The sequence below is a fragment of the Actinacidiphila glaucinigra genome, from assembly GCF_900188405.1.
Taxonomy (GTDB): domain Bacteria; phylum Actinomycetota; class Actinomycetes; order Streptomycetales; family Streptomycetaceae; genus Actinacidiphila; species Actinacidiphila glaucinigra.
The window spans coordinates 414,745-432,741 of sequence record NZ_FZOF01000005.1; the positions used below are offsets into that span (position 1 = coordinate 414,745).

At 73.5% G+C, this 17,997-nt stretch carries 17 protein-coding genes; 6 read left to right on the forward strand and 11 right to left on the reverse strand.

What is annotated here, in order from left to right; translation table 11 throughout:
- Nucleotides 1-143: 143 nt before the first annotated feature.
- The 4 genes from CHF15_RS46695 to CHF15_RS13130 form a co-directional block, all read right to left on the reverse strand.
- The gene (locus tag CHF15_RS46695) at nucleotides 144-647 is read right to left on the reverse strand and encodes a DUF6461 domain-containing protein (RefSeq protein ID WP_220093285.1); all 504 of its coding nucleotides are present in this window, start codon (nucleotides 645-647) and stop codon (nucleotides 144-146) included.
- Between the two features lie 22 nt (nucleotides 648-669).
- Complete coding sequence (locus CHF15_RS13120; protein WP_089223912.1) at nucleotides 670-1,047, reverse strand: cupin domain-containing protein; 378 nt, start codon at nucleotides 1,045-1,047, stop codon at nucleotides 670-672.
- Nucleotides 1,048-1,068: 21 nt separating this feature from the next.
- Nucleotides 1,069-1,629 (reverse strand): GNAT family N-acetyltransferase, encoded by a 561-nt coding sequence (locus CHF15_RS13125; RefSeq protein WP_089223913.1) that lies wholly within the window; start codon nucleotides 1,627-1,629, stop codon nucleotides 1,069-1,071.
- A gap of 103 nt (nucleotides 1,630-1,732) precedes the next feature.
- Nucleotides 1,733-2,329: an MBL fold metallo-hydrolase gene (locus CHF15_RS13130; protein WP_089223914.1), complete on the reverse strand. Its 597-nt coding sequence runs from the start codon at nucleotides 2,327-2,329 to the stop codon at nucleotides 1,733-1,735.
- 75 nt (nucleotides 2,330-2,404) lie between these two features.
- Here CHF15_RS13130 and CHF15_RS13135 point away from each other — a divergent pair, with 75 nt between their 5' ends.
- Nucleotides 2,405-2,878, forward strand: coding sequence for a DUF1877 family protein (locus CHF15_RS13135; RefSeq protein WP_089223915.1), 474 nt, complete (start codon nucleotides 2,405-2,407; stop codon nucleotides 2,876-2,878).
- 114 nt (nucleotides 2,879-2,992) lie between these two features.
- On the opposite strand, the gene CHF15_RS13140 is transcribed toward CHF15_RS13135, so the two are convergent.
- Complete coding sequence (locus CHF15_RS13140; protein ID WP_089223916.1) at nucleotides 2,993-4,198, reverse strand: glycosyltransferase; 1,206 nt, start codon at nucleotides 4,196-4,198, stop codon at nucleotides 2,993-2,995.
- 484 nt (nucleotides 4,199-4,682) lie between these two features.
- On the opposite strand from CHF15_RS13140, the gene CHF15_RS13145 reads away from it, so the two are divergent.
- Both CHF15_RS13145 and CHF15_RS13150 read left to right on the forward strand, forming a co-directional pair.
- On the forward strand, nucleotides 4,683-7,709 hold the full coding sequence (locus tag CHF15_RS13145; protein WP_089223917.1) for a glycosyl hydrolase: 3,027 nt from the start codon (nucleotides 4,683-4,685) through the stop codon (nucleotides 7,707-7,709).
- Between the two features lie 91 nt (nucleotides 7,710-7,800).
- A complete protein-coding gene (locus tag CHF15_RS13150; RefSeq protein ID WP_089223918.1) occupies nucleotides 7,801-8,445 on the forward strand; it encodes a LysE family translocator in 645 nt (214 codons plus the stop codon).
- Nucleotides 8,446-8,465: 20 nt separating this feature from the next.
- Here the strand turns inward: CHF15_RS13150 and CHF15_RS13155 are convergent, their stop codons facing one another.
- A complete protein-coding gene (locus CHF15_RS13155; RefSeq protein ID WP_089223919.1) occupies nucleotides 8,466-8,933 on the reverse strand; it encodes a hypothetical protein in 468 nt (155 codons plus the stop codon).
- A gap of 121 nt (nucleotides 8,934-9,054) precedes the next feature.
- On the opposite strand from CHF15_RS13155, the gene CHF15_RS44385 reads away from it, so the two are divergent.
- On the forward strand, nucleotides 9,055-9,432 hold the full coding sequence (locus tag CHF15_RS44385; protein ID WP_089223920.1) for a VOC family protein: 378 nt from the start codon (nucleotides 9,055-9,057) through the stop codon (nucleotides 9,430-9,432).
- A gap of 207 nt (nucleotides 9,433-9,639) precedes the next feature.
- The gene (locus CHF15_RS13165; RefSeq protein ID WP_089223921.1) at nucleotides 9,640-10,212 is read left to right on the forward strand and encodes a class I SAM-dependent methyltransferase; all 573 of its coding nucleotides are present in this window, start codon (nucleotides 9,640-9,642) and stop codon (nucleotides 10,210-10,212) included.
- A gap of 48 nt (nucleotides 10,213-10,260) precedes the next feature.
- On the opposite strand, the gene CHF15_RS13170 is transcribed toward CHF15_RS13165, so the two are convergent.
- The 3 genes from CHF15_RS13170 to CHF15_RS13180 form a co-directional block, all read right to left on the reverse strand.
- On the reverse strand, nucleotides 10,261-11,193 hold the full coding sequence (locus CHF15_RS13170) for an aminoglycoside phosphotransferase family protein (RefSeq protein WP_089223922.1): 933 nt from the start codon (nucleotides 11,191-11,193) through the stop codon (nucleotides 10,261-10,263).
- A 114-nt stretch (nucleotides 11,194-11,307) separates the two neighbouring features.
- Nucleotides 11,308-13,575, reverse strand: a complete 2,268-nt coding sequence (locus tag CHF15_RS13175; protein WP_089223923.1) for a M4 family metallopeptidase — start codon at nucleotides 13,573-13,575, stop codon at nucleotides 11,308-11,310.
- 849 nt (nucleotides 13,576-14,424) lie between these two features.
- On the reverse strand, nucleotides 14,425-16,212 hold the full coding sequence (locus CHF15_RS13180; protein ID WP_089223924.1) for an FAD-binding dehydrogenase: 1,788 nt from the start codon (nucleotides 16,210-16,212) through the stop codon (nucleotides 14,425-14,427).
- A gap of 183 nt (nucleotides 16,213-16,395) precedes the next feature.
- On the opposite strand from CHF15_RS13180, the gene CHF15_RS13185 reads away from it, so the two are divergent.
- On the forward strand, nucleotides 16,396-17,571 hold the full coding sequence (locus CHF15_RS13185) for a helix-turn-helix domain-containing protein (protein ID WP_245938805.1): 1,176 nt from the start codon (nucleotides 16,396-16,398) through the stop codon (nucleotides 17,569-17,571).
- On the opposite strand, the gene CHF15_RS13190 is transcribed toward CHF15_RS13185, so the two are convergent.
- Both CHF15_RS13190 and CHF15_RS13195 read right to left on the reverse strand, forming a co-directional pair.
- Nucleotides 17,561-17,782, reverse strand: a complete 222-nt coding sequence (locus CHF15_RS13190; protein ID WP_245938806.1) for a DUF1427 family protein — start codon at nucleotides 17,780-17,782, stop codon at nucleotides 17,561-17,563. The two genes, CHF15_RS13185 and CHF15_RS13190, sit on opposite strands and share 11 nt — an antisense overlap.
- Complete coding sequence (locus CHF15_RS13195; protein ID WP_089223925.1) at nucleotides 17,779-17,928, reverse strand: DUF1427 family protein; 150 nt, start codon at nucleotides 17,926-17,928, stop codon at nucleotides 17,779-17,781. The genes CHF15_RS13190 and CHF15_RS13195 overlap by 4 nt, the downstream gene beginning before the upstream one ends.
- Nucleotides 17,929-17,997: the final 69 nt, after the last annotated feature.

A 17,997-nucleotide genomic window follows, 5' to 3' on the forward strand; every position in this document is an offset into this window, starting at 1 on the left:
GGAGCGGTCCCACGCGGTACCGACCACGTGCGGATTTACCGGGCGGCAACAGTGGGGTGACGATGGCGACCGAAAAGATTCAGCCACCGCGGCGGACACACCTCACCGCCCGGATGATGCGGATCTGAGGGTCTTTTCCCTGATCAGTGGGGGTCCACCGAGGCCGGTACCGACGCCGGGCGGCTCAAATCGGCGGCGGCGGCGAAAATTTCGAGCCAGCGTCCGAGGGGCCGGCGGCGGTCCCGGATTCCGATTGTCTCCGTCAACTCGTGTCGCACACAGCCCTGTTGGCGATGACGCGACCGGACGGGACCCGCGCTTGCCGAGGAACCCGGGGCCGGGCGGACGGGGCGGAAGCCGACGGGCCGACCGCCGGCACCGGTGGATCGAAGCCACGTGAGGGGCACGGGGGCGAGTCCGAAGACGAATTCCGCGGACGCGAAGAGTTCCGGTGCCGGATGGACACCCGTGATGCGGTGAGCCGGCGCAAAGGCGGCTTCGTCGTGCTCGTCGATGTCCCTGCCGTCCGCATCGCCGGGGGCGGCACCCGACTCCCGCATGACCGCGACCAGTTCGTCCGGATGGGCACCGACGCGGCAGCGGGGGCGAAGCGGATCCGGTCGCCGGGAAGGTCCCGAGAGCCGCACGACCGGCCCGTCGGGACAAGCCCTACGCGTCCTCGGCGGCCGGTACCGCGTACCCGGCCACGGACGGCCAGCGGACGGTCAGCACCGTCGAGTCCTCCTCCGCCACCCACGAGTGGTCAACGCCCTTGCCCCACACGACGTAGTCCCCCTGGCGGGCCAGCACCACCGACCGCCCCCGGAACTCGACCCGGAACCGCCCGCTGACGAGGACCTGCAGCGCGGTCCGCTCCTCGCCCCGCACCCACTCGCCGCGCTCGTCCCCCGCCGGGTGGACACCCCACTTGATCTCCACCGCGTCACTGTGCCGGGGGTCGCCGGCCTCCTTGAAGTGCCCCAGCAGCCAGCCCCGGTCGAGCGGCGCGTCCTCACCGGCGTTGCCCACGTAAACGCTGTCGTCCATGACCGGGACGCTAACACCGCGTCACCCGGCGTCCCGGGGGTCTCCGAGCGCCATCTCCGCCGTCACGGCCCACCGTTCGTGGCCCCGCCAGGCGCCGTCCAGGTACTGGAAGCGGGGCGAGTACCCCTCGCGCTCGAAGCCCAGCCGCTCCACCAGCCGGATCGACGCGACGTTCGCGGGCTGGATGTTGGCCTCCAGCCGGTGCAGGCCGAGGTCGTCGAAGGCGTACGCCATCACGAGCCGCAGCCCCTCCGTCATGTAGCCGCGACCCGTGGTCGGCGCGTATGCGGCGTAGCCGAGGGAGCCACTCTGAATGGTGCCCCTGACGATGTTGTTGATGTTGACCCCGCCGACGACGGCACCCGTCTCGTGGAGGCAGATCACGAAGCCCTTGTGCGTCGCGTGGTCGAAGCGCTCCACGTAGGCGGCGAAGGAATCGGGGGTGTGCTCCCACCGGGGCACCCAGGGCACGTGCAGTGCGGCGCTGGCCCGGGCGAGCGCGTCGATCTCCGCGTGGTCCCGTACGGTGATCCGCCGGATGGCCACCCGGGGACCGTGGGCGAGGAAGGTGTCGTCAGCCATCGCGCGATCGTAGTGCGCCGGACCCGCCCCGTACGGCCTCCCGGCGAACGGCGTTCACCCGGAGGCCACGCGCGGGCCACCCGCGCGTGGCCGCCGGCGAAGGTCAGAGCGATCGGCCGCTCCGCAGGTACCGGTAGCCGTGGTCGGTCTGTTCCGCGAGCCAGCCGTTGACACTGCCGAGGCCGCGTTCGTTGATCTGGCCGTCGTGGATCCCGAAGGCCCGCCGCGGTGCGACGGCGTTGACGAAGTCGATCGCCTCGGCCGTCTTCAGCCAGGAGGCCTGGAGCGGGACCATCAGGGTCTCGACCGGCTGCCCGGGCAGGTGCAGCGCGTCACCGGGGTGGTAGACGGCGTCGTCGACGACGTAGCCGAGGTTCGCGCAGTCGGGCCGGCCGGCGTGGACGGACGCGTGGCGGCCGCCCACCGCGCGCACGCGGAAACCCGCGGCGGTGAACTCCGAGCCGGCGGTGACCCGGGTCGTCTCCAGCCGCGGGATGTCCGCCCCGGCGGGCGCGTGAACCGGCACGCCGAGCCCGGCCAGGCGGAGGACGTCGACGTGGTCGGTGTGCTCGTGCGTGACCAGCACGGCGTCCGCCCCGCTCAGCGCGGCCGGTTCGCTCCACGTCCCGGGATCGATGACGAGCACGCGCCCCTCGTGCTCGATGCGCACGCAGGCGTGGGTGTACTTCGTGATCCGCATGGCCCCGAACGTAGCGCGAGCACGCGCGGCCGTGTGGTCGGATCGCACGGGCATCCGGACATCCGCAGGGAGGGCATGATGGGGACTCGCGCCGTCCTCTTCGGCTTGGACGCCACCGACTCCGCACGCATCCTGGCCTGCGAGGACGACGACGCGCTCACCGCTGTCGTCGCGGAGGTCGAGGAGCGCTGGGACACAGACCGTCTCTGCGAACTCGACTCGCCCTGGGACGCGCTGCACCGGTGTCTCACGGACGGCGGCCTGGCCTTCGGCAACGGCGACTTCCCCTTGTCGCACGCCGTCCTCGGTGGGGTACCGCTCCACGAGGGTGACGGGTACATCGTCTGCCACGTCACCGCGGAGCAGGTTCCCGCGGTCGCCGCCGCCCTGGAGCCACTGGCCGGCGGGTGGCTGCGCGAGCGCTTCGCCACGCTCACCTTCGACGCCTGTCAGGGCACGGCGGACGCGGAGGACATCGCCTGCACGCAGGCGTTCCTGCCCGGGCTGAAGCAGTTCTACCGTGCGGCGGCCCAGGGGGCCGAGCCGTGATCTTCACCGTCGGCCAGTAGCCGGCACGGGGCACCGCCCTCGCCCGCCGCGACGGATCGGCGAGGGTGGTGCCGTCTGCGGCACCGGGCTGCGGAGGATGCGCGAAGCGGCCCGCTACAGCGCCTCGACCAGACGCAGGGCCGCGGTCCGCGCGCCGTCCGTGCGGACGGCGCCGGCGACGGACCGGGCCCGGGCCGCCACTTCAGGGGTGAGGGCGGCGCGAAGGGCCGCGTGCAGGGATTCCGCGTCGGGGGTGCCGGCGGGGTGGGCGGTGCCGATGCCGAGCCGGGCGACGCGGCCGGCGAAGTAGAACTGGTCGAACATCTGCGGGAACACGACCTGGGGTGCCCCCGCGGCCGCGGTGGTCGTGCCCGCGCCGCCGTGGTGCAGCACCGCGGCGACGCGCGGGAAGAGCGCCCGCTGGTTCACCTCGCCGATCGTCAGGCAGTCGGGTCCGTCGTCCACGGGCGCCAGACCGGCCCAGCCCCGCGACAGGATGACGCGCCGTCCGAGGGCGCGGGCGGTGGCGATCACCGTCCCGGCGACGCCGTCCGGTGCGCGCATGCTGCCGAAGCCGCAGTAGACCGGTGGGTCCCCCGCGTCCAGGAACGCCTCCGTCCCGCGGGACAGCGGCCGGTGGTCCGGGAGCAGCCAGGCGCCCGTCTGGAGGACGTCGAGCGAGGCGGAGGGCCCGGGCCAGGGTGCCAGCGCCGGGTCCGCGGCCAGCCACGGCGCGGCGGTGAAGATGTGGGCGCGTACGTCCTCGACCGGCGGCAGTCCGGCCGCGGCGCGGTGGGCGTCGAGGGGCGCGGCCCACAGGGCGTTCCAGCGGGCGGCGTCCTCGGCCCACAGCGCGCGGTTGCCGGTGTCCCCGTCCGCGGGCTTCTGCCCGAGCATGCCGAAGACGGGCGGCGCGTGGTGCCCGGAGGGCAGGGTGACCGGGGCGAACGCCGCGTAGACGTAGGCGATCCCGCGCTGTTCGGCCACCGACCGGGCGGCGACGGCCAGTGCGCCGCCCGCCACGATGGCGTCGCAGCCCTCGGCGGCAGCGCCCACGGCCTCGAACTGCGCGGCGACCGTACCCTCGATCATCAGGCGGCGTTGCTCCGGTGTCGGAGCCGTTCCCCGGCCCTGCTGCGCCGTCCCGCGGAGTTCGGGCCCGACGGGTAGGTATCCGATGCCCAGGGACCGCGCCCATTCCCGGAAATCGGGGGGCGCGCAGATCACCGCGTCGTGTCCCATGGCCTTCAGTTCTACCGCCAGCGCCGCCAGCGGCTGGACCTCTCCACGTGTCCCGATCGTGGACAACAGACAACGCATCTTCGCTCCCGTCCCGCGCCGTTCCCCGGCGCGTGAGGAGTGATTTTCGCCCTGTATGGGGGCCTTGCGGCAAGGCCCCCCGTGCGCTATACGGTGGAAATGCGGGAACGGGGCGCCGGGCGTCCCGGACGACGGCGAACACGGCCGCGCGACGGATCGCGCCACCGCTTCCCCGCCATCGTTTCCCCGCGGCCTCGGACCGCGTCCGACGGAACCCTCCCTGAAACGTTCTCATCTGACGGCCCGCACGCGCCGCGAGACCCCGGCGCGAGCCGCCGGCACCCCCTCCCCCCGATGCCGCGCAGGCCGTCCCGACCACGCCCGCAGGGGTTCATCCGCTCCGGGACCTTGCCCCCGCCAGGGAACTCGCTGTAGCCTCCACGGGAATTGAAACGGTTCAATACGTCAGCGCGTTTGCATCTCGGCACTGATCACTCCGGGATGAAAGGCACCTCCACCTCTCACTCCGGGGAGCTACGGAACCATGCACGACGACAGCAACCGCCCCGAGGGCGGCGGGGTTTCCCGCCGCAGCCTCCTGATCGCCACCGCCGTCGCGGGCACCGCGGCGGCCCTGGCCCCCGCGCTGCCCGCCGCCGCTGCGGAGGCGCGGACCGGAACCGGGGCCGCGGGCGCGGGCGGTGCGGCCGGCTCGTTCGCCGAGCCGGGCAGCGCGGTGCGGCCCAAGTTCCGCTGGTGGTGGCCGGACGGGCTGGTGGACCCGGACGAGATCAGACGCGAGGTCGACCAGATCGCCGACGCCGGGTTCGGCGGCGCCGAGATCGCGGCCGTCCACCACAGCGTGAAGGACACCTCCGTCCTGGACACCGAGCACCACGGCTGGGGCAGCCCCGCCTGGGTGGCCGGCGTCCACGCCGCCCTGGACCAGGCCCGCCGCCGGGGCGTCACCATCGACCTCACGGTCGGCCCCAGCTGGCCCGCCGCCGTCCCCGGGATCACCCCCGACAGCGAGGCCGCGGTGCAGGAACTCGCCCTCGGCGCCGTCACCGTGGCCGCCGGCACGGCCTACTCGGGTCCGGTGCCGCCGCCCTCCGCGGCCCCCGCGTCCGGAGTCACCCGGCAGCGGCTGCTGGGCGTGCTGGCCACCCGGATCGCCCCCGAGAACGCCACCCGCAAGGAGACCGGCCTGGACCGGGCGAGCGTCCGGGACCTCACCGCGCAGGTCGCCGACGGCGCCGTGGACTGGACCGCCCCCGCCGAGGGCGACTGGGTGCTGACGGCCTTCTGGCAGCGCGGCACCGGGCAGACCCCTGAAGGCGGCCCGCACACCTCGCCCACCGCGTACGTCGTGGACCACTTCAGCCCGGCGGGCACCGCGGCGGTGACCGGCTTCTGGGAGCGCAACCTCCTCACCAAGGAGATCCGGGGACTCCTCAAGAGCGCCGGCGGCGTCCTGTTCGAGGACTCACTGGAGATCGAGACCAAGGCGCTGCCCTGGACCCCGGGACTCCCCGCCGCCTTCGAGAAGCGCAACGGCTACCCGCTGCTGCCCGTCCTCCCCGCGATAGCCATGAGCGGCGGCAACCAGGTCTACGTCTACGACGCCGTCGCGACCCGCCAGATACGCCACGACTTCTGGGACACCGTCAGCGACCTGTACAACACCCACCACCTCACCGCGCTCCGCGACTGGGCGCACGCGCTGGGCCTGGGGATGCGCGCCCAGCCGTACGGGCTGCAGACCGACGCGATCCTGTCCGCCGCGCTGCTGGACATCCCCGAGGGCGAGTCGCTGGGCTTCAAGAACCTCGACGACTACCGCTGCCTGGCCGGCGGCCGCGACATGGCCGGGCACACGGTGCTGTCCTGCGAGTCCGGCGCCTACACCGGCTCCGCGTACAGCACCACGTGGGAGAAGTTCCTGCGCACCATGGGCGGCGCCTACGCGGCCGGCGTCAACCAGACCGTCGTGCACGGCTTCTCGTACGCCACGCTGCCCGGCGTGAAGTGGCCCGGCTACGCGGCCTTCACCCCGTACAACGGCACCGTCGGCTACGGCGAGTCCTGGGGACCGCGGCACCCGACCTGGCGGCACGTCGGCGACGTGTCCGGGTACCTGTCGCGGGTGCACCACGCGATGCAGCGCGGCACCTCCCGGATCGACGTCGCCGTCTTCCGGCAGACCGGGTACACCGCGACGGGGATCGGCGCCTCCTGGTTCACCTCGACGGGCGTGCCGCTCGGCTGGACCCACCAGTTCGTCAGCAGCCCCCTGCTGGACCTGCCGTCCGCGAAGGTCCGCGACGGCCGGCTGGCCCCCGACGGCCCGGCCTACCGCGCGCTGTTCGTCGAGGGCGACTTCTTCTCCGGCTCGGCGGTCACCCTCACGCTCGCGGACGCGCGCCACCTGCTGCGCCTGACGCGCGCGGGCCTGCCGATCGTCCTGCTCGGCGACTGGACGACGGTCACGACACCCGGTGTGGCGGACGACTCGCGCCTGCAGCAGGTTCGCACCCTCGTCGCCGAGTTGCTGACGCAGCCGCGGGTCCGCCAGGTCACCGACAAGGCCGCGGTGGGCCAGGCGCTCGCGGACCTCGCTGTGGTGCCCGACGTGAGCCACGCCGTGCCCTCGACGCTGCTGACGATGCACCGCTTCGACGAGGGTTCCGACTGGTTCTACCTCGTCAACGGCAAGCACGCCGAGACCGTGAAGCCGCCCGTCGCCGCGATCGACCACGCCGTCACAGTGCGCCGCACCCGCTCGGGCGCGGTGCCCTACCTGCTGGACCCGTGGACGGGTGAGGCCCGGCCGCTGGCGCTGTACGAGCAGGACGGCGACCTGTTCACCTTCCGGGTGGCCCTGCAGCCGTCCGAGTCGATGGTGGTGGCCTTCGCACCGCCGGGACGGTTCCACGGCAGGCCCGGCCGTACGCACGCCGTCACCACGGACGCGGACGACGTGCGCTTCGACGACGGGCGGCTCGTCCTGCGCGCCCGCGCGGCGGGCACCTACACCACGGGGCTGTCGCGCGGTGGCTCGGTCGGCACCGTGGTCCGGGAGGTGCCCGCGCCGCGCGAGCTCACCTCCTGGACGCTGGACGCCGAGGACTGGCGACCCGGCGCGGACCCCGACCGCACCACCGTCGTACGGCACCGGATCGCCCTGGACGCCCTGGCTCCGTGGAACGCCATCCCGGACCTCACGGACGCCGCGGGAATCGGCCGTTACCGCACCACCGTCGAACTCGACGGGTCCTGGAGCGGCGGGTTCGGCGCCGTGCTCGACCTCGGCGAGGTGACCGACACCTTCCGGGTCAGCGTCAACGGGCGTCCGGCTCCGGTCACCAGCCACATCGACCCCGTGGTGGACCTCGGCGGGCTGCTGCGCCGCGGCACCAACACGATCGAGGTCGAGGTGGCCACGCCGCTGATCAACCGGCTGCGCGTCAGCGACCCGTCCGTGTACGGCGGTGCCGCCTCGCAGCGCACCGGGCTCGTCGGGCCGGTCCGGCTGGTCCCGTACGGCGAGGCCGTGGTGGACCGGGACTGAGCGTCCCGCCCGCCCGCTTCCCCCGCCGGTCGCCGCACGACCGGCGGGGGAACCCGGGCACCTGGTTCAATGGCCGCGGAGGTGATGGACCATGGTGTCCACGGACCGGCTGCTCGCGTTCGCGGCGATGTCCCTGCTCGTCATCGTCGTCCCGGGGCCCAGCGTGCTCTTCGTCATCGGCCGCGCCCTGGCGCACGGCCGGCGCACCGCCCTCGCGTCGGTGCTGGGCAATTTCATCGGTTCGTATCTGCTGGTGGTGGCCGTGGCGTTCGGCCTGGGGTCGCTCTTCGAGCGGTCCCTGACGCTCTTCCTCACGGTGAAACTGGCCGGGGCCGCCTACCTGGTGTTCCTCGGCGTGAAGGCGTTCCGGCACCGGCGGGAACTGACGGTGGGCGCGATGGACGGCCCCGAGCGACCGGCCCGTGGTGACCTGCGGACCGTCGCGGACGGCCTGGCGGTCGGGGTCACCAACCCCAAGGGCATCGTGTTCTTCGCCGCCGTGCTCCCCCAGTTCGTGGACCACTCCGCCGGGGCGCTGCCCGCGCAGATGCTGCTCCTGGGCCTCGTCCCCATCGGCATCGGCCTCGTCAGCGACACTCTGTGGGGGCTGACCGCCTCCGCCGCCCGCGTGTGGCTGGGCCGCTCCGACCGCCGGCTCTCGGCGATCGGCGGCACCGGCGGGCTGGCGATGATCGGCCTCGGCGTCACGGTCGCCGCGACGGGCCGAACGGACTGACGGTCCGGCACCCGGACGGCTCAGACGCGCGCCCTGATCTGCCGTACGGGGTGGCCGAGCGCCTCACCGAGGGCGGCCAGTTCGTGCGCGCCGAACCAGTCGCGTGCGGGGTTCCACACGGCGATCTCGAAGCGCGCGAACCCGCACGGCCAGTCGTGGCGCAGTGCGTCCAGCGAGGTGGCGCCGCCGCAGCAGGGGACGTCGACCGCCAGGGTCTCGAAGCCCTCGTCGGCGTGCGCTTCCAGCAGGTCGGCCCACCACCGCGTGTCGACGGAGCCGCCGCACAACGGGCAGCCGATGGCGGCCAGGTTGCCCCCGCAGTCGACCGGCATGACGGTGTCGTACCGGCTGACCTCGATCTCGACGTCGGCACCGTCGGGATCCCCGGGTTCCAGGGAGGCGACCAGGGCGGCGGCACGCTCGGCCGCGTCACGGCCGGGCTGCCACCGGGGGTCGGTCGGTATGACCGACAGGACGTCGTCGCTCACGGATGCCGCTTCCTGCTTCCCGGCGCACGGGACCGGACGGGGGATCAAGGGAAACGCTACCCGGCGCCTCCGACACAATCGCGTTGCCCCGGTCCTCCGCCGTGCACAAGAATCCGTCCCCATGAGTTCCGCGATGCGCCACATCACGATCGACTGCGCCGACGCCCACCGTCTGGCGAGCTTCTGGTCCCTCGTCCTGGACCGCCCGCTCCACGAGGACGACCATCCCGGTGACGAGGAGGCCCTGATCGAGGTCGACGGCGGCCCCGGTCTGCTCTTCGTGACCGTGCCGGACGCCAAGACCGTCAAGAACCGCGTGCACCTGGACGTCCAGCCGCAGGACCGCACCCGCGACGAGGAGGTGGAGCGCCTCCTGCTGCTCGGCGCGTCGCAGATCGACGACCGGCGCCGCCCGGACGGCACGGGCTGGGTGGTGCTCGCCGACCCGGAGGGCAACGAGTTCTGCGTGGAGCGCAGCGCGGCGGAGCGCGCGGGCTGAGCCGGCCGGCGTTTCGGCCATCGCCGCCTCGGGCGGAGTACGGGCGCACCAAGGGTCGGTGTGCCGCGCCAGCGGTGCGCCCCTGGCGCGGCAACGTCCTCATGACGGCCGAAAGAGGCACGGTCGTCGCGCCGGGCCAGCTCGTTGGGTCCGGTGGAACGGCCACTGCCCGGCCGGCCCGTCGCGCCGCACGACAGGAGTGATTCCTTGGCCTACGTCAGCCGGACCGCATGGGACGAGCACTATGCCTCGGGACGGGACTTCCGCCGTCTCTCCGCGTCGGAACGCGATCTGCTCGCCGAACAGGTTCCGGCGGGAAACGGGTCCCGGGCACTGGACATGGGCTGCGGCACCGGCGAACTCGCCCTGCACCTGGCGGATCTCGGCTACGCGGTGGACGGCCTCGACTTCGCCGAGAGCGCTCTGGAGCGGGCCGGAAAGCGCGGGCCGGCCGCAAAGGGCGTGCGCTGGCTGCGCGGCGACATCGAGCACGAAGCCCCCGCCGAACTGGACGAGGCCGCATACGACCTCGTCACCCTGCGCCTGGTGATCGCGTTCCTGCGTGATCGCAGCCGCGTGCTGCGCCGTCTCACCGCCCGGCTCCGGCCCGGGGGCGCGCTGGTGGTGATCACCCCCCTGGCCGCGAACACCCCCGCCGAGCGCAGGAACATCGCCTTGGACGAGGACGAGATCGGCGTCCTCGTCGCAGGCTGGGCCTCGGTGGACTGCTTCGACGCCGAGGGACTCGCCGTGCTCGTTCTGCGCCGGCCTCCCGGGTGAGCCGGAGCGCCGGGTGCGCAGCCGGCCGGGCGCCGAGCGCGGGCACGCTCACCCCGCCGCGCCCGCGCCCTCCCGGGCGAACCGGTCGTGGTCGTCCAGGACTTCGGCGATGATGCGCCGGTCGGTCTCGGCGCGAACCGGGTCGGTGGCGAGGGACTCGGAGAGCACCAGCAGGGACTTCCACAGGGCCCAGCCGCGGGCGCGGGCCCAGGTGGCGGCGTCCTGGCGGACGGTGCGGCGGAACGCCTCGCGGCTGTCGCCGGAGAACATGGTCCAGGCGATGACCAGGTCGCAGGCGGGGTCGCCCACGCCGGAGGTGCCGAAGTCGATGACGGCGGTGAGTTCGCCACCGTGGACGAGGAGGTTGCCGGAGGCGATGTCGCCGTGGAACCAGACGGGTCGGCCGTGCCATCGGGCGGCGAGTGCGGCGTCCCAGACGGCGCGGGCGCGGGTGGTGTCGACGTGGCCTTCGAGGAGGCCCAGGCAGCGGCGGGTCTCCTCGTCGTAGTGGGCGGGTGACGCGCCCCGGTACCAGCTGTGCGGGCCGGCGGCCGGGCCGCCGGTGGGGTCGCAGTGCTGGAGGGCGAGCAGGAACTCGCCCACGGCGCGGGCAAATCGGGGGAGGTCGGCGATCCGTTCGGGGGCCGCCGTCTCGCCGGGCAGCCAGCCGCGTACGGACCAGGGGTAGGGGTAGCCCTCGCCCGGGACGCCCATGCCGAGGACGGACGGGACGGCCGCGGGGAGCGAGGGCGCCAGGCGCGGCAGCCACTCGTGCTCCTTGGCGACCGCGGGGACGTAGCCCTCGGCGGTGGGCAGACGGACCGTCATGGCGTGGCCGAGGCGGTAGGTGCGGTTGTCCCAGCCGTCGGCCGACACCGGCGTGACGGGCAGATGGCCCCACTGCGGGAACTGCGCCGCGAGAAGGCGCGTGACCAGTGAGGCGTCGATCCCGGCGCGGCCGTCGGGCGGGGTGGTGAGCATCCGGCGATGATCACCCGGCGTGTCGGCCGGGGGCAACGGATTATCGGGGTGTGGGGCGCCGGCGGGCCGGGTGGGGGGATGGCCCGGCCCGCCGGCGGAGCGGAGTGTGGTCCGCTACGGGGTGATGGTCCAGTTCTCGATGTAGCCGGTGTCGAGCGCGACCGCGTCCCGGACCCGGAGCTTCCAGGTGCCGTCGATCGTCTCGGCGGAGACGTCGACGGTGAAGGTCTGGTCGACGTTGTCGGCGGACCCGCCGGTGCGGTCGAGCAGCGAGTAGGTGCTGCCGCTCGGCCCGACGAGGTCGACGACGAGGTCGCCGCGCCAGGTGTGGACGATCTTCACGTGGACCTGGGCGACCGCGGACGCGTGGCCGCCTCGGCCGGTGACGGTGATCGGCGACTCGACGGCGGCCCCGGCGTCGGGGATGTCGACGCGGGTGCTGTTGCCGTAGACGTGGGCGACCGTCCAGGTGAAGCCGGCGGACGCCGTGTCGCCGGTGCTGTCGGTGACGGTGACCGTGACCTCGTGCGTACCGGTGGAGTCGGGGGTGCCGGAGACCAGGCCGGTGTCGCGGTCGATGCTCACGCCGTGGGGCAGGCCGGTGGCCTCGTACTCCAGGGTGGCTCCGGCGTTGCTGGTGGTCGCCTCGATCTGCAGGGACACCGTCTGGCCGACGCCGCTGATCTGGTCACCGGGCGGGATGAGGTCGATGCCGTCGACGATGCGCCGGCCGACGTTGACGGCCGCCCAGGTGTTGGCGACGGTGACGTACACCGGGCTGGACGCGCCGAAGAGGTCGGCCGCGGCCTGGAGGGTGGCGGTGCGGGCTCCGGCGTAGTCGGTGGTCGAGGTCATGTACGTGGTCAGCGCCCGGTACCAGATCGCGGCGGCGTCGGCGGCGCCGATGCCGGGCACGGGGACGCCGTCGTAGGTCGGGCTGTCGTAGTCCACGCCGCCCACGGTCTTCGGGCCGCTGCCCTCGGCGAGCAGGTAGAAGAAGTGGTTGGCCGGGCCCGACGAGTAGTGGACGTCGACGCCGCCGAGCGAGGACGACCAGTAGTCGTGGGAGTCGCCGTCCTTGGAGGGCTTGTCCATGTAGCGCAGCGGGGTGCCGTCGCCGTTGATGTCGATCTCTTCGCCGATGAGGTAGTCGGGCGTGTCGGCGGCGAGGTTCGCGTGGAACTCCACCATGGTGCCGAAGATGTCGGAGGTGGCCTCGTTCAGGCCGCCCGACTCCCCGCTGTAGTCGAGGTCGGCGGTGGCGCTGGTGACGCCGTGGCTCATCTCGTGCCCGGCCACGTCGACGGCGGTGAGGGGGTGGGTGTTGCCCGATCCGTCGCCGTAGGTCATGCAGCGGCAGGTGTCGCTCCAGTAGGCGTTGACGTAGTTGCTGCCGTAGTGGGTGCGGCTGTACCGCCCGTCGCCGTCGTTGTAGATGCCGTTCCGGCCGAAGGTGTCCTGGTAGTAGTCCCAGGTGGCGCCGGCGCCGAAGTGCGCGTCCACGCCCGCGGACTGGCGGTTGGCGACGGTGCCGTCGCCCCAGACGTCGTCGGCGTCGGTGAAGAGGGTGCCGGTGCCCGAGGTCGTCGTGTTGTTCAGGTCGGTGGTGTAGTGGCCGCCGCGGGTGCCGTCCTTGAGCTGGTAGGCGCCGCCGGCCTCGGTGGTGCCCAGGGGGACGGTGCCGACGAAGGCGCCGGTGCCGGTGCCGGTCTTGACGCCCTCGGAGCGGGAGAGCTCCTTGCCCGTGCGGGCGTCGCTGACGACGCGCAGTTCACTGGGGGTGCCGTCGGGCTGGGTGGCGGCGACCGCGGTCTCCCAGGCCAGGACCGGTCTGCCGGTCGCGGCCCAGACCACGAGCCGCGGGTCACCGGCCGCACGGGGCTTTCCGGCCCGGGGCGTGGCGGCGAGGGCCTTTCTCCCCGCGGTGGCGGCCGCCACCGCGGGCCGCGTGCTCGGCACGGACAGCGTCGCGTCGGTGGCGCGGTCCTGGGTCAGCCGGCCGCCGTCACGGTGGACGACGAGGTCGCCGCCGAGCACGGGCAGTCCCGCGTAGGTGCGTTCGTAGCGTGTGTGCACGGTGCCGTCGGCGTCCTTGGCGACGTCCTTGACGACGAGTCCTTCCCGCTGCCCGAGGCGCAGCGCCGTGGCGGTCGCGGGCGCCGCGGAGGCGGCCTCGCGGATCAGCGAGGCGCGGGCGGACGGGGAGAGGCGCGCGGGGAACGCGCCGGTGTGGGGGGATGCGACGATCGTCGTGCTGCCCCGCTCCCGGCCGGTGGCGAGCGCCTGGCCTGAGGGAAGGGCCGCGCCGAGGAGCGCGGCGGCGGCGGTCAGGGCGACGACGCCGGCCCTGGCGTGACGGGGCAGGGTGCGTAAGTGGGACAAGGGGTTCTCCTCCTGCGGCGGTCGGCTGACGGTGGCCGTGCGGTCCCGCCGGCGGGGTGGGCCGGACGGGGCGGAGCTCGCAGTGCGGGATGACGCTGTCCGTGTGCGGGTGTCGACACAGCGTGACAGCGAGGGGATCGATTTGTCATGGCGGCATCAAATCTTGTCCGAAATCGATCAGCGTTCCGGCCGCCCCGGACGCGGTCGCGCGAGGACGGCGGGGGGGGTGGGTGGGTGCGGCGCCGGTGGGTGGGTGCGGGTTCGTCTCGCGCCCTTCGGGCGCAAAGCGGCGGGCTGCGGACGGGAGGGTGGGGACGGTGCCTTGGCGGCGTTGTGCGGGTGGTGGGTGGCTGGGGTTCGGGCTCTGGAGCGGTCGCGTGTCCGTTGGCCGGGGTCTCGTTGCCGTCCGCGGGTGCAGATGGCCGCTTCCACGCCCACTCCCGGTGGTGGGCGCGCCCGCCGTAACCGGCGGCTGCGGCTGATTCGGGGTGCTGTTGGGTGGTGGGCGGGAGATCGGGCTCGCTTTCGCCGACATGTTCGGTGGAACAGGGCCCGATGTCGGGGAAGCACCCGCAGACGCCGGTTACGGCGGGCGCGCCACCCACGAACGGTGGGCGTGGCAACCGGCCATCTGTACCCGCGGACGGCGACGAGACCTGTAGCCGATGAACAGCCGGCCGCGCTCAGGAGCCTGAACCCCCACCACACACCCACCCGCGGACCGCACACCGGGAGACCGGCCCCACCCTCCCCATCCGCAGCCCGCCGCTTTGCGCCCGAAGGGCGCGAGACGGCGGGAAAGCCGAACCACCGGCATCTCCCGTCAGATGCATGGTGCGGCCCCTGCCCTCAGGTCGCCGTCGCGGCCGCCGCCGCACGGCCGGCCTGGCGGCCGGAGAAGAGGCAGCCGCCGAGGAACGTGCCCTCCAGGGAGCGGTAGCCGTGGACACCGCCGCCGCCGAAGCCGGCGACCTCGCCCGCGGCGTACAGACCCGGCACCGGCGCCCCGTCCGCGTCCAGCACCCGGCCGGACAGGTCGGTCTGGAGACCGCCGAGCGTCTTGCGGGTGAGGATGTTCAGGCGCACCGCGACCAGCGGTCCCGCGGCGGGGTCCATGATCTTGTGCGCCGTGGCGGTGCGGCTGAGGAAGTCCCCCGGGTAGGCGAGGGCGTTGCGTATCCCCATCACCTGGGCGTCCTTGGTGTACGGGTTGTCGATCTCGCGGTCCCGGGCATCGATCTGCCGCCTGAGGTCGGCCAGGTCGATGAGCTCCTCGCCGGTCAGGCGGTTCATCCCGGCCACGAGCGCGGGCAGCGAGGAGGAGACCACGAAGTCGGCGCCGTTCCTCTTGAACCGCTCGATGGGCTCCGGGGTCTGCCACAGCCGGGAGAGGGTGAGCGGGATGTCCTTGTTCGTGAGGTCCGGGTTCTGCTCGGAGCCGGAGAGGGCGAACTCCTTCGCCAGGATCTTCTGGGTGGTCACGAACCAGGAGTAGTCGTACCCGGTGCCGGTGATCGCCTTGAGCGTGCTGAGGGTGTCGTACCCCGGCAGGTCGGGGGCGGAGAAGCGCCTGCCGGTGGCGTCCAGCCACAGCGAGGAGGGGCCGGGGAGGATGCGGATGCCGTGCTTCGCCCAGATCGGGGCGTAGTTCTGCAGGCCCTCGGTGTAGTGCCACATGCGGTCCGGGTTGACGATCCGCCCGCCGGCCCGCTCGGTGATGGCGAGCATGCGGCCGTCCACGTGCTCGGGCACCCCGGAGATCATGTTCTTGGGCGGTGCGCCGAGCCGCGCCGGCCAGTTCTGCCGCACCAGGTCATGGTTGGCGCCGATACCGCCCGAGGTCACGATCACGACCGGGGCGCGCAGTTCGAAGTCGCCGACGACGGTCCGCGAACTGCGGGTACCGCGGGGGGCGTTGCTCGGCTCCAGGACGGCTCCGCGGACCCCGGTCACGGCGCCCGCGGTGCGCACGAGCTCGTCGGCGCGGTGCCGGAACCTGAAGCTCACCAGCCCCCTGGCGGCCGCGGCCCGCACCCGCTTCTCGAAGGGCTCGACGACGGCCGGGCCGGTCCCCCAGGTGACGTGGAACCGCGGCACCGAGTTGCCGTGGCCGTCCGCGAGGCCGCCGCCCCGCTCGGCCCAGCCGACGATCGGGAACCAGCGCACGCCCTGCTGGTGGAGCCAGGACCGCTTCTCCCCCGCGGCGAAGTCAACGTAGGCCTCGGCCCACTTGTAGGCCCAGTGGTCCTGGCCGCGGGGGTCGGCGACGTCGCGGTCGAAGCCGGCCGCACCCTGCCAGTCCTGCCACGCCAGCTCGCGGGAGTCCTTGATGCCCATCAGCCGCTGTTCGGCGGAGTCGACGAGGAACAGCCCGCCGAAGGACCAGAACGCCTGGCCGCCCAGGTTGGTCTCCGGTTCCTGGTCGAGGAGGAGCACCTTGCGCCCCTTGTCGGCCAGTTCGGCGGTCGCGACCAGGCCCGCCAGGCCGTGTCCGATGACGATCACGTCGGCGTCCTGGGAGGCGGCGGCGTGGGCCGGGACCGCCTGCGCGAGGGCGGCGGCCCCGGCGAGCACGCCTCCCGCCGCCGTCAGGACACGGCGCCGGCTGGGCATGGCGGGGTCTGTCACTGTCTCCATGGCGTGCCTTCCGGAGGGTGCGGGGGGATGCGCGAAGGGTGTTGCCCGGATGACCTTGCTGTTACCTTCGGTAGCCGACAGGTAATCAGGTGGTCATGACAATGCGGTAGTGGCCGGCCGCCAACGCGCGCGCACCCGGTTGTCGCCCGGCCACAGCGTTCGGTCGCGGAAGGGGCGGGGCTCTTGACGGTCACCCACCAGCCCGAGCCCGTCGCCGGGATCCTGCGGGACATGGCCGGCGACGCCGGCGTACGACGTCAGCTCGTCCACGCCGCGCGGACCCACTCCCCCGACGTCGCCCGGCTCGGCGAGGCGGAGACCCTGCGGCACGTCACGGCCATCGTCGCGGCGGCCGGCCCCTGGCTCGGCACGTTCGGCGGCGTGGACGGGCAGGACTTCGCCGCCGCGCTGCTGCTCGGCACCGACCGGGCCGAGCAGGGCGTCCCCATCACCTCGGTGCTGCGCGGCGTCCAGGCGGCCCTGACCCGCACGGTGGAGATCGCCGTCGACCGCAGCAGGTCGGCCGGCGTGCCCGACGGCATGCTGCTCTCCGCCGTCCTGCGGCTCAAGGAGTACGGCGACGCCGTCGAACGCCATGTGATCAACGGCTACCGCACGGCCGAGCAGGAACTGCCGCCCGCGTCCGACGGCCTGCGGGCGCGGCTGCTGCGCAGGATCCTGACCGGCGGCGCACCGCCGGCCGCCGGGGACCTGGCGCGGGCCGGCCTGCGGCCCGGCGGGCGGTACCACTGCCTCGTCGCGGACGGCCTCGACGCCGCCGCCTCCCGCCGCCTCGCGGACGCGATCGCCGCGCTGCGCGGGATCGCCGGACGGGTCGAGGGCAGGCCGGCGGGTCTGCTGCCGCGGATGCCGGGAAGCGGGGAACTCGGGCCGGAGGCGGCGGGCGGACTGGTCGTCCTCTCCCCCGCCGTACCGCTGGACCAACTGCCCCCCGTCCATCGGCTCTGCGTCCGCGCGCTGACCGCCGGGGGCCGGCGCGGACGGCGCGGGGTGCGGGAGCTGACGGAGTTCGCCGGGGAGATCGCCACCGCCGAACAACCGCTGCTGGGTTCGCTCCTGGCCGGCAGGCTCCTCGGCACCCTCGATCCGGCGGACGTCTTCCACCGCCAACTCGCCCTCACGGCACTGGCGTTCCTGGAACACGGCCGGCGCCTGGACCAGACGGCGGCGGCGCTGTTCACCCACCCCAACACCGTGCGCTACCGGCTCGGCCGGCTCCGGCAGATCACCGGTGAGCCACCCGCGGACGCCACCGCGGACCCGCTGGACGCCCTCCACTGGTGGTGGGCCCTGACGACGTGGCTGGGTCCGGACCGGGGGGCGCCCCTCAGGGAGTAGCCGGGGGCGGCCCCTCGGGCGGGTCGGCGGGCCGGTTCCGGCGGCGCGTCAGCAGGCGCCGGGTCGCCACCTCACCGGCGAGGATGCCGAGCAGACCGGCGAGCGAGATCCACGGCGGGGCCGGCGCCAGGACGCCCATCAGCCAGTACAGGACACCCGCCAGGGCTCCCACGGAGAAGGCGAGGAGGCATCTGGAGAGCAGGGTCCTCACACCAACCACCCCGGCACGGAGTATCCGACCAGGATGCCTGCCAGGCCGACGAGGCAGACGAACGGCGGCGCGGGGGACGGCACCCTGAGCAGGCCGTACATGATGCCGACGACCAGGCCGGCTCCGAAGGACGCGGCGTAGTCCACGTCGACCCCCTTTCCTTTTTGCCCTGTATGCGAATTTCCTTCCCTTTCTAGCAGTACGGATGGCACCGG

Bases quoted from the DNA above. Each gene is read 5' to 3' on its own strand.
- CHF15_RS13150 (WP_089223918.1), top strand. From the start codon at position 7,801: ATGGTGTCCACGGACCGGCTGCTCGCGTTCGCGGCGATGTCCCTGCTC.
- CHF15_RS13180 (WP_089223924.1), bottom strand. From the start codon at position 16,212: ATGGAGACAGTGACAGACCCCGCCATGCCCAGCCGGCGCCGTGTCCTG.
- CHF15_RS13120 (WP_089223912.1), bottom strand. From the start codon at position 1,047: ATGGACGACAGCGTTTACGTGGGCAACGCCGGTGAGGACGCGCCGCTC.
- CHF15_RS13130 (WP_089223914.1), bottom strand. From the start codon at position 2,329: ATGCGGATCACGAAGTACACCCACGCCTGCGTGCGCATCGAGCACGAG.
- CHF15_RS13145 (WP_089223917.1), top strand. From the start codon at position 4,683: ATGCACGACGACAGCAACCGCCCCGAGGGCGGCGGGGTTTCCCGCCGC.
- CHF15_RS13125 (WP_089223913.1), bottom strand. From the start codon at position 1,629: ATGGCTGACGACACCTTCCTCGCCCACGGTCCCCGGGTGGCCATCCGG.
- CHF15_RS44385 (WP_089223920.1), top strand. From the start codon at position 9,055: ATGAGTTCCGCGATGCGCCACATCACGATCGACTGCGCCGACGCCCAC.
- CHF15_RS13140 (WP_089223916.1), bottom strand. From the start codon at position 4,198: ATGCGTTGTCTGTTGTCCACGATCGGGACACGTGGAGAGGTCCAGCCG.
- CHF15_RS13170 (WP_089223922.1), bottom strand. From the start codon at position 11,193: ATGCTCACCACCCCGCCCGACGGCCGCGCCGGGATCGACGCCTCACTG.
- CHF15_RS13135 (WP_089223915.1), top strand. From the start codon at position 2,405: ATGATGGGGACTCGCGCCGTCCTCTTCGGCTTGGACGCCACCGACTCC.